This window comes from Chitinophaga sp. CB10 (genome assembly GCA_001870995.2).
Classification (GTDB): Bacteria; Bacteroidota; Bacteroidia; order Chitinophagales; family Chitinophagaceae; genus Chitinophaga.
In genome coordinates, this window is sequence record MLAV02000020.1 from 1 (window position 1) to 16,453 (window position 16,453).

The window sequence follows — 16,453 nt, forward strand, 5'->3', positions numbered from 1 at the left end:
GATCCTAAATCAGTTCTTAACTATATTTGATAAAAGGGTGAGAATATAATTATCAATTTGATTCCCCGGTTTTAAAGTTTACACACTTTGTGAGACAGTCCCTTAAAGATAATTTCTGATCAGATTTTATTCACTAAAAGTATTTTTCACTTTCCCAAATCTCACTTGTTTATGTACTTTACATAGCAGTTCCTACTCTAAAGTAAGGTAGGAACTTGTCTATTCTCTTTAAACTTATTGTAATGGCTTAAAAAATTTATAGCCTGTGTCCAGACGATCTGCGTTTCATAATACGTGGATTTCAGATAAAAAAGAGACTATTTGTGCCAAACAACTCCCATCTGGGGTACTTAAAACCGTCGCAACTATTTGAAAGACAGTAGATTAGCGACGGTTTTTTTATGCCCGGATTTTTGGGTTTTCTCTCCTGATTTACGCGCTGTTTTTTTTAGTTACGCGTTTAACTCCTGTCTGTTTTAAAGATGCTGTCAGCCTTAACTAACCCGGGCAGCAATTTATTTTTTTCAGCATGATTCGATATGAAAGTAGCGGGCAATAGCCTTATATCCGCGATGCAGGATATATGCCGCAACTCTACCATTGATTTTGTACCTTGTTCGCAAACCCTGTGAGTATAAAGCATGCGGCTACCACCCTGTAGCAGGATGCGCGCGAAAGTAACCGTCGATGGTTTAAGAGACAGTTAACACCACGGTACCCGTGTACCGTAATTTTTATATCACCCGTAATAAATGATCATGCAGAAGTACCTCTTACATTTTTCTATCCTCCTGATGCTGTTACCCGCATTGCGTGGAAACGGGCAGGACACCCTGTTAATGAGTGTGGATACCCGCAAAAGTAAAGGGCCGTTAAAACCAATATGGGCCTGGTTTGGCTACGATGAGCCGAACTATACCTATATGAAGGACGGAAAGAAATTACTCACAGAAATTGCCGCTTTAAGCAAAGTGCCGGTATATGTGCGCGTACATAGTTTACTGGTAACCGGTGATGGCACAGCCGCATTGAAATGGGGCTCTACCAACGCCTATACGGAAGATGCCAATGGCAACCCGGTGTATAACTGGACCATCATCGATAAGATATTCGACACGTTTATAGAGCGGGGCATGAAACCCATTGCGCAAATAGGTTTTATGCCGGAAGCATTGTCTGTAAAACCATCGCCTTACCGGCATCATTGGCAGCCGGACAAGTTTAATGATATGTTTACCGGCTGGGCTTATCCGCCGAAGGATTATAAAAAATTTGCCGCGCTGGTATATGAATGGGTGAAGCATTCCGTGGCGCGTTACGGCAAGGCAGAAGTGGAAAACTGGTATTGGGAATTATGGAACGAGCCGAATATCGATTACTGGAAAGGCACTACAGAAGAGTACATTAAGTTGTATGATTACACTGCCGACGCAGTAAAACGGGCATTGCCCACTGCCAGGATCGGCGGACCGGAAGTGACAGGCCCCAACTGGGATGTATCGGCGAAGTTCCTCAAAGCCTTCCTGGATCACGTTGTAAGCGGAAAGAATTACGCCACGGGAAAAACAGGGGCGCCGCTGGATGTGATCACTTTTCACGCCAAAGGCTCGCCCAAGGTGGTTGATGGCCATGTCCAGATGAATATCGCTGCGCAGCTGCGGGATATTGACAAAGGCTTTGAAATAATAGCCGGGTATCCATCGCTGAAAAAGCTGCCCGTGATTATCGGCGAATCGGATCCTGAAGGATGCGCTGCCTGCTCCGAAGCGACTCACCCCTCCAATGCTTACCGCAATGGCACTATGTATTCCAGCTATACAGCAGCTTCTTTTGCGCGGAAGTACGACCTGGCGGCCGCCCGCGGTATCAACCTGGCAGGCGCGGTAACCTGGGCTTTTGAGTTTGAGAACCAGCCCTGGTTTGCGGGCTTCCGTGACCTTGCCACCAATGGCGTGGATAAACCGGTGCTGAATGTGTTCCGCATGTTTGGCCTGATGCAGGGCGAGCGACTGGAAGTAAGCGGGCAAACGAACTACAATTACCGGCAGATACTCGACAGCAGCGTACGGGGAGCCAAACGGGATGTGAATGCATTGGCTTCCGGCGATGCGCATAGCGCCAGCGTAATGGTGTGGAATTATCACGACGACAATATCATTCCTGCACAGGCATCTCCCGTAAAAATAAAAGTAAAAGGGTTGCCTGCCACCCGTGTATTACTGAAACATTACCGGATCGACGCCTCCCATAGCAACGCTTATGAGGTATGGAAAAAGATGGGATCGCCACAGCAACCCGATGCTCAGCAAATTGCCCGGTTGGAACGCGCCGGGCAACTGGAGGCCATCACTTCACCGGAATGGGTGCTTCCCCGTAACGGCGAAATTGTTTTAAATACAGACCTTCCCGGACAGGGAGTATCGTTGCTGCAATTAACGTGGTAATGTATAAATTTACTACCCTGCAGCTATTGCTGCAGGTTTTTTTCTTCAGGTGTTATTCCGGCATCCAACGGGCTGTCAATATTTTCTAATGCGGTTAAGCCCCAGGCCCACCAACTGTAATAGCATGGCCAGGAAAGTTAGTCCCAGCAGCAATCCTTTAAGATTCGTGCAAACAGCAGTTAGTTTCCAAACACCCGTTGAAATTAATTCCTTATTTACAAGCATACCGATAATTCCAATATCTTCAATAAGATCAAAAATGCCGGCGAACACAGGCAACAATAAGCTGTAGCTAAGGACGCTGTTCCATTGATCATTTTTTAGCAGCAACCTGATAATTATCGTTGTAAAAGTGAGGACATATAAGCATATAAAAGGGATGTCGGCAAATAACTCCATTGACAGATAGGCTTTCCTCCCATTGTTTCCTAGTTTATCGAACAACTGATGCACATACGCTGCATCATAGCCGCCAAAACTTGTGTCTAACAGTTGCATGTTTCCAATTAATTTCTGCAAATTTGGAATGAGCACAAATGTTAGTATTGTAAATAAAATGACCATGGGTATGGCGGAAACCCAAACGGGTACTCTTGTTGAAATGTTCCTGATCTTTTGCTTTATAATCATATCCGCAATTTTATATGGATCGCTTTGATTCCGTGGTGGTTGTTTTTATGGAGAAACTGAATTATCAATTACCTTCGCAAAGATATCCTGTACCCGTGCGAACAGAAATAGTAATAAATGACCATTTTTATGAAGAAAGCCACTCCTTCTCTTAATGAAGTTTTCAACCAGGCTTTTGACAGTGAGCTTGACCCTAAGATGTCCCTGGAAAAGTACAAACATGTAGCTTTCATTTTTTCTGTCTTACAAAATTCAACTGCTGTGCTGACAGATTTAAAGACCAGAAAGAGCTATATATATCATGGGGCATTGTCTGCCTACCTTGGCATTGGAGAAAAAATGACCACCGAACTCCAGGATGCTGTATGGGAAGAAAGCATTCTTACCTTCATCCATCCGGATGACCTCAGGGCGAAGCAGGCTATGGAACTGAAGCTCTTTCATTATATTAAAAGTAAGCCTCCGGAGGACCGACTAAATTATTACCTCGTCATGAAAATAAAAGCGAGGGCGAAAAATCAATCCTATATCCCGCTGGAACTGAAAGTTTATTATGCATCATCATCGGATAGCATCCAACTTGCGTTAAACATTTACAGCTTCACTTCATCCAATTACGGCGATGCTGTAATGCCTGGTGTAATTATCAACTCCAGCAACGGTGAAGTGTTGTCCGGTGCGGACCTCCGTTTTAAAAACATACTGACAAAACGGGAAGCTGAAATCCTGAAGGAGATTGCCAAAGGCAGTGCCAGCAAGGAGATTTCTGAAAAGCTGTGCATCAGTAAAAACACGGTGGATCGACACAGGCAGAATATCATTGAGAAGTTGTGTGTCAAGAACTCCGCTGAGGCCTGCCACGCTGCAATGCTAATGGGAATCATTTAAAGAGGGCCGCAATTTTGTTAAACCCGGCCAGCCGGCAACTGAGCTAACCAACAAACCAATTTGAGCCAATCAGCAAACCTGTTGCATCAGTTTATGTACTACTTTTGGGTTGTCAATAAACGCAGCGATGCAATAAATTATGGACAAGCTGACCATCCAACGTTCCCGGATTGCTTATTACTCCTACAGTACTATCAACAAGGAAGGCGAACATTTTATAGCAGAACACGCACTGAGCTATTTACTGGCCGGCTCCCAGGAATTTTATGAAGACGACAACAAGCATTTATTTAAAGCAGGCGATATCAGGCTGTTTGCAAAGGATCAATTAGGCAGGTTCATTAAGATTCCGCCGCCAGGCGGGGAGTTTATTGTAGTCACAGTACGGCTGGACCGCGATACGTTACTGGATATGAGCGCAGCGTTGCAACTGACTGCAAGGGGAATTTATAAGGGATCCCGTGTGCTAAAACTGCCGCGTGTGCCTTTATTACTGAATTATTTTCACTCGCTGCAACCATATTACAATATTGAGCAGCGGCCAAGCGACGCAGTGATTGAAAACATCACCAGCGACCTTGCTTCCTTGACGAAACACCAGGATGAATCCTGGGAATTGTACAAGGCAAAGTCAATCTCCTATGGTCCTTCAAAAACGGCATTAAATGCTTACACGGTTGCATTAGCTTACCAGTATAAAGACAAAGGGTTTAAGATTAATTGCGTTACACCAGGCTGGACCTCTACAGATTTCAATGGTCATAGCGGAGGCAAATCCGCCGCAGAGAATTGCATTAACCTGGCCAAATATGCTATGCTGGATGCAAACGGCCCTACCGGCCAGTATTTTGGCGAAGAGGGACCTATGCCGTGGTAATCCGCTGTATCCGGGCGTTCTGGCAAATGGATAAATATAGGAAAGCGCCTGGCAACCTTCCGGCTGCTTTTCTACAATATCTACCGGTTTGGTACCGCGCATGCATACAGGGCAGAATAGCAACCAGCTATTTATTTGTACTGTTCACACTAAATTGAAACTTGCCGACGCCAAGGTTCCCTACTTCATTCACCCCTTCTACTATCCCCTGAAATACGCCACGTATATCCGAACAATGGAAACTTACCGTTGCTTCTCCGCTTTGATCTGTTACAATTACAGGTTTCCACAGCAGCACGTTACGAATATCCGTTCCGGCATAGTCTACGCTGTCAAATTCAGGCTCATAGAATTTCCTGCTTTGATAGTACCCTTTTGTTACGGTTAACCGGAATTTCTTAAGCAGTTCTTCTTCGGAATATTTCGGGTAGCTGTAAACGACTTTTTGCACATCATTCGGACCGAAGCGGAATGGATGCGGCGGTATTTGCCCCTTTCTTTCCGGCTTTAGCTCTGAGTAGGTTTTACCTTCTACCGGCTTGGTACCGTGCATGCATACAGGGCAGTTAAGCATACCGCAAGCGCCTACGTAATCCGCCACGCCTTCGTACTTTGCAATACTATCTAGCACACCGAGGTATTTGTCACTAAAGCCGGTACCTTTTCCGCTCACAGTTACTTCCCGGAGGCGCTGCCCGTATTGCAGAAAACCGGTATCCATGGCGGGATGCTGCGGGGGAGCGCTTCTTTCCGCTGTCAGATATACAGGATGGTGCGCCAGTTCCGCTTCATTTATAGTTTTGAATGGATTGAAGACCTGAATTTTATGATCTTTCTCTGAAAAGTATTGGATAAAAAAACGGGGGGCTGTTGCCAGGTTTTCCGGGCTTAGGTAATACAAGCCGTTACTGTCGGGCATTACAACAGACATAACCTGGCGGTTGTAATTGAACACCATGAGTGAGGCCGTGTACTTTTCTTTTCCGCTTTTTTTCACGGCGGTTATCTGCAATGGAAGGCTATCACTCAACAGATAAGTTCGGCTGTTCTCCTTTAGCAGGGTTTCATTCCAGGTATATTGCCGCCACCCCTGGGATAATAACAGCAGGTCCAGCGCTTCCAGCCTGTTTGTATGCGTATCATCGAAATAATAGGAAGGATCGTATATCCTGCCCCGTAACTGGGTGGATAAGAGGTAGTAGTTCAGGATATCGCGGCCGTTACGGGGATTGCCGAACAGGCGGTCATGTACCGTCAGGCTCAGTACAGCGGGTACCGGCTTGCCTTCCGCATTGGTAGTTTTTATTTTTAATGTTACTTTTTCCCGGGGGTGGTATTGTTGCTTCATTTCCTGCATGCTGACGTTTAAGCGCTGTTCCGGGCGCAGGAATACCAGGCGTTCCGCCAGCGGGCGCAGTTGATCATCAAAGAGCGTGGCTTCTGCTATACCGGAAGGAACATCCGCCAGGGGTATTTTTACAGTGACGCTATCGGCCAGTATAGCGCTGGCTACTGCCTGGGTCATACCGCGTACCTGCAACCTCAGGTAAACTGTTGTTTTGCCGGGTTGGTTAGACAGTAGTTTAAAAGCGATGCTATCTTTTTCCTGTTTTTCCAGTTGCAGTAATATGCCATTCTCCTGTGCAGGCGGCACGGGGAATGTACTGTCCGGATATTCATCCAGCCGGATATGATAAACGGCCTGCTTCTCCGGCGTAAACAGGAAGCGGCCCATGCCGGCATGGGTAGTTTTAAACCGGCAGATTGGCTTATCAGCTTTGACGAGGGTACCCTTTACCTCCACCGGATCACCGTCAGGGCCTACTGCCTTAAAGGCTACGAGGTTTTGCAGGCCGGCTATTAGCTCTCCGCCTTCGGGGAAAACGCCGAATTGCAGCGGTGCCCCGGACGGCGTTGGTTCGGGTGATTTACGGCGGCGGATGGACTGATATTCCTTTACCACCTGTAGCCCGGCTACTGCATACATCCTGGATTGCCCGCTGAAGAAGGAATGCGCTGAATATGCTTTCAGCAAGTACTCTCCTTCCGCCAATGTTTCCGGCAAGTACACGTGGCCGGAAGCCAGGCCATTGCTGATGGGGTACATTTCATTCCAGACAATACTGTCATTATTCTTTTGCTGCAGTTCTACATACAGGGTTTTATCTGCTTGCGATAAGGTAAAAAATTGCCCGTCCAACGCGAATGCGCTGAACCACAGATCCTCCCCGCTGGCATAAATATCCTTGTCAGTTTTGAGGTATATGGTAGTAATACCTTGCTTTGGCACGCAGGCGTGCAGCTGTGCGGCCAGTTGATCTAAAGTGGCTTTCCCTGCCTGGGCAAGCCCGTTAATGACTGCAGCGCATAAGAAAATAAGGATACCTGCCGCTTTCATAGTGGTAATCAGTTTACCGTATGTGGATGATGTAATTTTTATTTTAGCTCATTACGGAGAAGTTCGAAGTATTCAGGCGGCTGGCCGTCAAAAATATCTTCTCCATCCAGCATGTACGCCCGCATAAAATGTTCTTTGGCCCGGTCTAACTGTTTCCAGGCATAGTACACCTGCCCGATACAGAACCAGATATAAGGATTTCCAATGCCGTCAGGCGCTTTAAGGGCTTGCTGGTAGGCGTCCATGGCAGCGTGGAGATCTTCCAGGTTGAAATGCGCATCGCCTATTGCGGTATAAAGCCAGGTGGCTGCGGACCAATCCAGTTTAGGATTAGGCAACAGGTCCAGTGCCTGCTGGTATTGATCCAGCGCTGCGTTATATTCCCCATTCTCCGCGAAAGTATCCCCTTCGACAGAGAGGGCTACAATACGGTCATAAATATCGTCAGCCAGTTCCATATTATTTACTACCGGTGTATTTGGCCGGATTTTTAAAGAAGGTGATATATTTTTTATCCTGTTCCTCGAAGCAGCTTCCCTTAGTTTTGTCGTGGGCAACCCGGAAGTTTTCCAGGGCTTTTTCCGGGTCACCGGCTTCGTAGTACACCTTACCTTTCAGGAACTCCCAGTCTCCCAGGATATCTTTATTCTTCAGGTAATTTCCCAGGTCTTCCACCCATTTTATTGCATTGGGGTAGTCCCCGATTTTAAGGTAGTTTTCCACCATCCATTCGATCACATTGGAGGCATCGCCGTAATCCTTCTTCGGTTCAGGGATCATGGCCAGGCAGCGTTCATACTTTTCGAAGGAGGATTGATATTTTTTGTTTACAAAGTCTTCGTAGGCTTCATCGCTTAACGCATCAAATTTATCATAAATCTCATCGGGTAAATCAAGGTATTTTTCAATTGCCATATGGATAATGTTTTCGGGTTAATATATGGTTATGTCAAGATTAAAAAGGTACAAACGCGGCCATTCCCTGATACTCAATATTCGCCGGACGCTCCTCCCCCGCCGCCGGTACCGCCGCCAAACTCAATTCCCTCCCGGGGAGCGCCGCCTCTGTTAAACGTCTGCGCTATGATCAGCGATTCCAATTGCAGTGCAGCTTCCTGATCTTCTTCCTGCTCCTCCGATGTAAACCCATTCCGGGGTGTTTTCAGGTAACGGATTAGTCCGTACGCAATGGCAATCATGGCCAGCCCTCCCAGGGTCATCACCACCTCCAGCGGGGCCACGCTGTTGTAATGCCGTATGGTAAATACGGCAGCAGCGACGAGTGCCAGCCCAACGCGAAGCAGCACCCTGTCCTTTTTATAAACGCCCAGGAAAATATAAACCAAAGGCAGAAGCGCCGTAGTAATCCAATATATAGGTTGTACTATCTCCAGATGTTCCCGCACCACATAATAATTGCCTGCAGCATACAGCCCCAGTAAGGACGCAGCCTGCAAGACGAGGGAATTATTTTCGTAGTATTTATTTTTGATGCGGAGGGCCAGCAGGTAACAGCCCAGGGACGCCGCCATCCCCACCCAGGGGCTGTGGGTTACGTTAAGAAGGAAGTACATCAGGGCCAGGTATGCAGCCGCGGTAGCCAGCATACCGGCAAAGCGCAGACTCACATAAATGCCCAATACCAGCGCCACTAAAGACAGGCCACGCTCGTTGTAAGGCTGGTCATAGAATATTACAGCAGCGGAATAAATGCAGATAGCGCTGAAGTAAATCAGCGCATCATCAGCGCCCGACTTATAGTGATGTTTCCCTTTGATTAACAATTCTCCGGCAATATAGCCCGCCACGCCAAAGAAGACCAGCAGCGCTCCGAAAGCTTTTTCCTTATCATTGCTGTCGAGCGTCATCAGCACCAACAGCCCAAGGGAAAATAAACAAATGATACCTGTAAGAATGAAGATACCAATACGCAGGAAGATATTCGGTGTGTATAGTTCCACCGGGTACGCGGCCAGGATGCTATCCTTTTCCTCCACTGTGATGTATTGATGTTTATATGCTTTTTCAGCAGCTGCTACCACCTCCTGGTTATCGAGCTGCGATTTATTATAAGCCAGCATGTTTAATCTTTTTATTGGCCTTTACAAGGAAAGCGATCAGCGCAATGGCGGAAGCGATGAAATACAGTATGCCTGCATAAAAAGCGCCTATATCATCTACCCAAATTAATAAATGTAAAACCGCATAACTTACGCCCAGATAACTGTAGAGGGAAACGATGAGCAGGAAATAAAAGCTGTTGTGCTTAAAAGCATCCTTTAAAAACCACCAGGCGCCCACTACCAGTATGGTAAACCACAAAAAGTACTGGTTGCCTTCCGAGATGGACAATCCGATACCACTACTAAACATACCGGCCAGGCAGGAAATGAAAATTATATGCGTTCCGAAGTTGCGGTAGGTAAATCCGAAGTGCGCTTTTTTATTGAAATGGTGGCTGAGGTAATCGGCCACGCACAGGGCTATTCCCAGGAATGCACCGGTATTGATCAGTCGCCCGTCTTTCAGGAAAATATCCTCCGTAATGCCGTAGGGCGAAACATTCACACCCAGCCATGCCGCCAGGTTAGTAATGGCTAAGCTCAGTATTCCGATATGGTCAAAATAATATGCGCTGAACCAAAGTACTACCAGTGGAATGAAAGCCACTGTGCCATAATGATTGGCGAATACGGCATATGCCCCTTGCAGATAGGTAATAAATGTAATGAAGAGCAGGCAACCCAGCAGCAAAATGTAATCAAAAAAAGGGGTGGGGGCAGCCACTTTTTGCCAGCTGAAAGGATTACGGTGCTTGTAACAATAGTAAAAACATCCTGCACAGCCGGCAGCAATGGCAGCCAGGATTACCTGGTGACCGATGGTGTCAATATTCTTGTACACTAGTATGCCGAGTCCGCCGCTTAGCAGCAATACGCCCAGGTACAGTATGGTCTTCAGTTCCCAATGGAGGCTAAACAACTTAGTTGCAGCGGCATTACGGAGCTTTTCGGCCGATGCCTGGGACAGATGCCCGTCCTGCTGCATTTTTTCGAACAAATGGATATTCATGGCCGGAAAAATAGGATTTTCTGATCAGGATTCCATCATTTCAGGTTTATTAAAATAAGGGTACCTTTTTACTCGATAAGTTTTCCGTCTCCCCCCAACCCATATTTAAATTATTTACCTAACCCGGTAGCAATCAGTAAATTTTGTAAATTAGATCCATCACCTCAACCAAGAATGACCATGTCCAAAACAACCAAACAAAAACTCCAGGAACTGGAACTGGAGGTAAGATTATTAAAGCAACAAAGAGAGCAAATAACGGATCAGAAAGAGAAAAAAGCGGCCATACTCGATATGATGATTGCCATTGCGGAAGAAGAATATAATACGGAGCTGCAGAAAAAAGCCTCCGCTCAAAAGCCGGCTGCGCCGGGCAAGAAGAGAGAAGGCAATAAAAATTCAACAGCTGCTGAAGAATAGACGGGGACTTGATACCTGCCTGCCTGTCATTCCACCATAGTGGATGATCCCATAATCCGGCTATCCGCATACTTCCAAGCTATTTCAAACTCCCCCATCGCTTTTTTAGCAGCGGCCGCCCTACCCTGCTGAGCCAGCGCATGGTGCAGGCCAATCAGCGCCCAGCCATTGCGGCGCCAGACCTTCAGGTCCTGCCGATATACTTCCTCCGCTTCCTTGTACTTACCGGCTTTGAGCAGCACCGCTCCCAGGTGATGGCGTACTGAAAAGAACCAATCCGGCGGTTCGTTATAGTTCAGCTGATCTTCCATAGCCACCGCTGCTTTCAAGGCAACAATTGCGGAATCTAACCGGCTGGCCTGTACGAAAATGCCGGCGGAAAGTACTTTTGAGGCTATTTGTACCAGATCGGCCGTGGTATTGATATTCCATATACTGAGGTGTTGCAGGATGGTATCGGCACTCAGGCGGGTAAGACTATCCATCTCTTTGCGGGCATTGGGGAGGTCCCCCTTTCCAAGACAGGCCATACCCCTGGCGTAATGCCAAATAGCGCGGGGATATACCAGATCCTTTTCCGGCGCAGGGATAGCCATAACGGTATCCCACATGGATAGTTTGGCAGCTATATAATACGGAATGGTGTAATAATGTTGCAGCGTACCCCATCCGGGCATGCGCATTATTTCCGGGGAAATATGCCGTTGCAGCTGCGTAGCCGCCTTCCAGGCCAGCGCAGTATTCCCTTCCAGGGTAGCCGTGGCCGCGAGGAAATGATAATTATGGGGATAGTAGGACAATGGATAAGCGCCCTGCGCGTGGCATGCGGCCGTATATATGCTATCTACTTCCAGGGCATGTACATTTGACAGCGAACCTTCATGGTAATCACCCGTATTGATATAGATATGCGAAGGCATATGGAGCAGGTGGCCGGAGCCTGGCACCAATTTTTCCAGCAGCCTGGCGCTTGTCAGCGCCTTTTCAGGGGTAGAGGAGGCTTCCTGCGCATGTATATAAAAGTGATGCGCTCCCGGGTGAGTGGGATGTTGCTGTATCAAATGTTCCAGGATCTTTATCAATGACGGCGTCCAGGCCCTGGGCGCTTTTGTTTTTTTATCATAGAGATCCCATGGATGCATGTCCATCAGGGCTTCGGCATATAACGCGCCTACGTCGGGATCATCCGGGTATTGTGCATACACTCCTTTCATGGCAGCGGCATAGGCACTGTCCAGCGGAGCGCGGTTATCCGGCGGGTCCTGCACATAGCGGGCGGCCAATGCCCGGATCAACGCCACTTCCTTAGGGGTTGCCTGTGTGGATAATGATTGGGCTTTTAGCACTGCCTCATAAGCGCGCTGGAAATTATCCTCTTCCATACCTGCGTTATAATTGGGGCCCAGTACATAGGCAAAGCCCCAGTAAGCCATGGCGGACGTAGAATCCAACCGGGTAGCTTCAAAAAATGACCTGGCAGCTTCGGCATGGTTAAAGCCATAGGCGAGCATCATGCCCTGGTTAAAATACGTTTGCGCTTCCGGCACACTGGTAGTGATGCGGAAGTCTATACCTTGCAACCCCTGGAACAATGGCGCTTTACGGCCGCTGGTAAACCAGTCTTTATCCGTGGTGCGGGGCACATTGCATTTGATGAAAGAAGCGACCGTGTCAGCTACCTCCTGCTGTTTCACTTCGCGGGAATTATTGCAGGCAATGAGGAATAGAATGAAAATAGCTGAAAAACAAACCTTTTTCATGATGGAGATTTTGGAGTTGACGGAAACAATATCTACTCTCGCAGATCCGTGGTATCGGGGATTGGGGTACTTCCTTGCTGGTATGCCTAAATTAAACAAATTTTGCCATAACCGGAAGAGCTGATTACTCTCTCACCGGAATATAAATATCAAACCGGGCGCCCTTACCCAGTTCGCTCGTTGCTGTTACCACGCCATCATGGTTTTCCACTATCTTTTTTACAATGGCCAGTCCGATTCCGGTACCCTGGTAGGCGGCTTTATCATGCAATCGCTGGAATACCTCAAAGATACGGGCGCTGAACTTTTGCTCGAAGCCTACGCCGTTATCCTGCACTGCAATATGGCATACGGGGGTATGCAGGGGAAATGCCGGCAATAGTTTATCCCTGTTATCCATGGTTTCACAATTCACCTCTATCACCGGCGGCACATCGGGGTGTGAGAACTTGAGCGCATTGCTGAAGAGGTTCTGCATCAGCTGGCGGAATTTAACGGGGATAACGCGGGGACTACAATCCTTTTTTAGAATAATACTGGCTTTCTTTTCTGTTATTACTTCACTCAGGTCCGACTTCACCACTTCTATAATCGCCCCCAGGCTGGTGACTTCGAACTGATTGTCTGCATTTCCACGCAAACGGGTAAACGAAAGCAGGTCGGCAATGAGTTGCTGCATGCGCGCTGCCGCACTGTTCAGGCGGTAGAGGAAATCTTTTCCGCGGTCGCTCAACCGCGTTTCTTCCATATCGATAATGCGGCTGGCAAAGGTTTGGATTTTACGCAAAGGCTCCTGGAGATCATGACTGGCGATGTAGTTAAACGATGCCAGCTCCTGGTTTTGGCGATACAGCTCAATATTTTTAGATTCCAGTTCTTCATTGGCCAGGCGCAGCGCCTCGGTACGTTCGTTTACTTTCTTTTCCAGTTCTGCGGCAAATGACTTCTGCCCGTGAATATTCGTGGTGGTACCGTACCAGCTCACAATATCGCCGGCTTCGCTGAGCTGCGGATAAGCGCGTGTCAGGCACCAGCGGTAAGCGCCATTTTTCAGCAGCACCCGGTGTTCACTTTCGAAAATCGTTTTATCCACCGCTGCAGCAGCCCATTCATGCATGGTAAAAGGAAGATCGTCCGGATGGATGAGCGCAGTGATATCATAACTACCATCTTCCCGCTTTTCCCATCCTGCAAATTCGTTGATCCGGTCATTGAAGTACACCGGTTGTTTTTCTTTATCGGCAATCCATACCAGTTGTGGCACTGCATTGGCGAGCTGGCTAAACTTCTTTTCACTTTCCAGTATTTTTTTGTTGGCCAGCACCTGCTTAGTTACATCCACTGCCAGCACCAGCAGGGCATACATTTCCCCCGTAGGTTTGCGCAGGGGTTCCACAGCGAAATTAAAATAGTGCATTTGCCTTTTTCCTTCCTCCGGAAGGTTAAGGCGCAACGGGAATTCGTTCATGGCCAGCGGCAGTTCGGACTCGTACACCTGCCTTAAGATTTCCAGTACGCCCTGGCCGCCCACCTCCGGGAACACTTCTTCCACGGTATGCCCGATCAGCTCTACCTCTGTACGGTTGACCATTTTCTGATAAGCAGCATTGCCGAGTATAAACCTGAATTCAGGGCCCTCTATTACTGCAATGGCCGCGGGGGCTACTTTAAAAATATTGTGTAGCTGCGATTGCGCGGCCGCCCGGATCTTATGCGTTTTAATCTGACCGGCCACCCGCGAGCGCAGTTCTTTGGCGGAGAAAGGTTTTATGAGGTAATCATCCGCGCCCATGTCGTACCCTTCCATACGGCATTCCTCCCCGGCGCGGGCGGAGAGGATGATTACCGGCAGCGAAGCGGTAGCCGGGCTGCTGCGAATTTCATTGAGCAGCTGGGCGCCATCCATGATAGGCATCATCACATCTGTTAATACCAACGCCGGCTGTTTGCGCCGGATTTTAATCAGGGCTTCCAACCCGTTGGCAGCGCTGATCACATTGTAATCGCTTTCCAGCAGCACTTTTAAATACTGGCGCATGTCTGCATTGTCGTCCACTATCAGAATCGTATCCCTGGTGGTATCCGGGCGCCCGGCAGACGGCAAAACGCGGTCTGTCAGCAGCATGCTGCGCAACATATCCGTCGCCTCCTCCACATACATATCCGTAATGGTATCCGGGAACGCCAGCACGGTGTTCACCTGGGATTGACTGAGATGTTCCTTATCTACGGGGATGGTTACACGAAAAACCGACCCTATTCCTTCTTTACTTTCCACGGTTATCTCCCCTTTATGAAAGAGTACGAGTTCGCGGGTGAGCGATAACCCGATACCGCTTCCTTCATAGCTGCGGCCGGTACTGCCCTGCACGCGGTGAAAGCGGTCAAATATCCGCGGAAGATCTGCTGCCGGGATGCCCACGCCGGTATCCGCTACTTCCAACACCAGGTTAGTGCCTTGTACAGATAGTACTACGGTAACGCCTCCCTTCCAGGTATATTTAAACGCATTAGAGAGGAGATTGAACAATATTTTTTCCCACATGCTAATATCCACACTCACCGCCTGGCCGATATTATTTATGTGAATATGGTATTGCAGGCCAGCCGTTTCCATTAATGTAGTGAAGTTACTGGCCAGCTTTTGGGTGAGTATGCCTATATCCACCTTTGTGAAATTAGCCTGCATTTTTCCACTTTCAATCCGGCTAAAATCCAATAGCGTATTTACCAGCTTTAGCATGCGCAGGGCATTCCGGTGGGAGGCGTCTATGTTTCCCTGTTGCTGGATTGTAAGCGTATTCCCTTTTTCCAGCAATGCTTCCAGGGATCCCAGCATAAGCGTGAGCGGCGTCCGGAACTCGTGGCTGATATTGGAAAAGAATACCGTTTTAGCCCGGTCAATTTCCTCCAGCGCTTCCGCGCGTTTGGTTTCCTGATCCAGTATATGCATTTTATTAAGCTCCAGGGACAAGCGTTCCGCAATTGATACGCAGAACTGGTTGTAAACGTCGTCATACAACCGGTATGGGTTCAATGCTGCGACTATGATCGCATAAGGATAATCATTGCCTCCTATACCGATGGGGATAAACGCGAGCTGCCTGGGCGGAATTTTCCAAAACCCTGTTGGGAGGTCCGGCAGATCCGGCATTAAAGGTGAAACCACGATCCTGTTTTCCCGGATAGCCGTCAGCATATGCGGCCAGACGATATCTGAACCAGCGATGTTGAAATCCGGTGGTAAGACCTGGGCGCCGGCATTAATGCCTACCGCCGCTTTAAGCCGCACGCTGGTATCCGATTGTCTGATCTCATAAATTCCGGCGAAAGGAAAATCCTTGTTGTTGGTCCCGATGGAATTGATAATTTCCTGGTACAGGGTATCCGTCATGCGGCTTTCGTAGTGCACGGCGCCCATCTCTTTCAGGGTAGCCAGCTGCCTGGTGCTGATCACTTTGTCTGACTCATCTTCACAGACACAGAACAACCCTTTTATCACTCCATCTTCTCCCGCAATGGGACTATAGGAAAATTTAATGTAAGTCTCTTCTGCATAGCCTTTGCGATGCATGATAAACATGGCGCCATCATCGTAAGTTCCCTCATTGGCGAAGACTTTATCCACTTTGGGTTGTAATTCTTCCCAGACCTCCGACCATACAGTTTTTCCACTCCTGCCCAATGCTTCCGGGTGTTTGGAGTTGAGAAATACGGCATAGGCATCATTGTATAAATTGATAAGGGCTTCTTTGTCCCACCAGATGAACATAGGTTGAGGGGATGTCAGCATAATCCGCACACATGTTTTCAATGGCAGTTCCCACGATAGCGGCGACCCCAGGATCGTATGCTCCCAGTCAAACCTGCGCATCATCTCTCCCATATTACCCCCACCGGATAAAAAATTACCCGCGCCTGCTGACGCCGGTAATCCTTTGCTTTCCCGTCTATTCACGGACAT

Annotated in this window: 12 protein-coding genes; 4 read left to right on the forward strand and 8 right to left on the reverse strand. The window is 48.0% G+C overall.

The window, feature by feature from the left end:
• The first annotated feature begins 758 nt into the window (after positions 1–758).
• Complete coding sequence (locus tag BOC67_RS22260; protein WP_291913803.1) at positions 759–2,444, forward strand: beta-xylosidase; 1,686 nt, start codon at positions 759–761, stop codon at positions 2,442–2,444.
• Positions 2,445–2,519: 75 nt separating this feature from the next.
• On the opposite strand, the gene BOC67_RS22265 is transcribed toward BOC67_RS22260, so the two are convergent.
• A complete protein-coding gene (locus BOC67_RS22265; RefSeq protein ID WP_291913805.1) occupies positions 2,520–3,074 on the reverse strand; it encodes a hypothetical protein in 555 nt (184 codons plus the stop codon).
• A 129-nt stretch (positions 3,075–3,203) separates the two neighbouring features.
• Between BOC67_RS22265 and BOC67_RS22270 the strand changes: the two genes are divergently transcribed.
• Complete coding sequence (locus BOC67_RS22270; protein WP_291913807.1) at positions 3,204–3,962, forward strand: LuxR C-terminal-related transcriptional regulator; 759 nt, start codon at positions 3,204–3,206, stop codon at positions 3,960–3,962.
• 139 nt (positions 3,963–4,101) lie between these two features.
• On the forward strand, positions 4,102–4,839 hold the full coding sequence (locus BOC67_RS22275; RefSeq protein ID WP_291913809.1) for an SDR family oxidoreductase: 738 nt from the start codon (positions 4,102–4,104) through the stop codon (positions 4,837–4,839).
• A gap of 127 nt (positions 4,840–4,966) precedes the next feature.
• On the opposite strand, the gene BOC67_RS22280 is transcribed toward BOC67_RS22275, so the two are convergent.
• From BOC67_RS22280 to BOC67_RS22300, 5 genes are all read right to left on the reverse strand, one after another.
• A complete protein-coding gene (locus BOC67_RS22280) occupies positions 4,967–7,237 on the reverse strand; it encodes a hypothetical protein (RefSeq protein ID WP_291913811.1) in 2,271 nt (756 codons plus the stop codon).
• Positions 7,238–7,275: 38 nt separating this feature from the next.
• The gene (locus BOC67_RS22285; RefSeq protein ID WP_291913813.1) at positions 7,276–7,695 is read right to left on the reverse strand and encodes a hypothetical protein; all 420 of its coding nucleotides are present in this window, start codon (positions 7,693–7,695) and stop codon (positions 7,276–7,278) included.
• A 1-nt stretch (position 7,696) separates the two neighbouring features.
• Complete coding sequence (locus BOC67_RS22290; RefSeq protein WP_291913816.1) at positions 7,697–8,152, reverse strand: hypothetical protein; 456 nt, start codon at positions 8,150–8,152, stop codon at positions 7,697–7,699.
• Positions 8,153–8,226: 74 nt separating this feature from the next.
• The gene (locus tag BOC67_RS22295; RefSeq protein WP_291913818.1) at positions 8,227–9,318 is read right to left on the reverse strand and encodes a hypothetical protein; all 1,092 of its coding nucleotides are present in this window, start codon (positions 9,316–9,318) and stop codon (positions 8,227–8,229) included.
• Positions 9,305–10,309, reverse strand: a complete 1,005-nt coding sequence (locus BOC67_RS22300; protein WP_291913820.1) for a DUF2157 domain-containing protein — start codon at positions 10,307–10,309, stop codon at positions 9,305–9,307. Before BOC67_RS22300 ends, BOC67_RS22295 begins: the two co-directional genes overlap by 14 nt.
• Before the next feature lie 180 nt (positions 10,310–10,489).
• Between BOC67_RS22300 and BOC67_RS22305 the strand changes: the two genes are divergently transcribed.
• On the forward strand, positions 10,490–10,729 hold the full coding sequence (locus BOC67_RS22305) for a hypothetical protein (protein WP_291913822.1): 240 nt from the start codon (positions 10,490–10,492) through the stop codon (positions 10,727–10,729).
• 26 nt (positions 10,730–10,755) lie between these two features.
• Here the strand turns inward: BOC67_RS22305 and BOC67_RS22310 are convergent, their stop codons facing one another.
• Both BOC67_RS22310 and BOC67_RS22315 read right to left on the reverse strand, forming a co-directional pair.
• Positions 10,756–12,489, reverse strand: coding sequence for a hypothetical protein (locus BOC67_RS22310; RefSeq protein WP_291913824.1), 1,734 nt, complete (start codon positions 12,487–12,489; stop codon positions 10,756–10,758).
• A gap of 124 nt (positions 12,490–12,613) precedes the next feature.
• Positions 12,614–16,453, reverse strand: coding sequence for an ATP-binding protein (locus BOC67_RS22315; protein WP_291913826.1), 3,840 nt, complete (start codon positions 16,451–16,453; stop codon positions 12,614–12,616).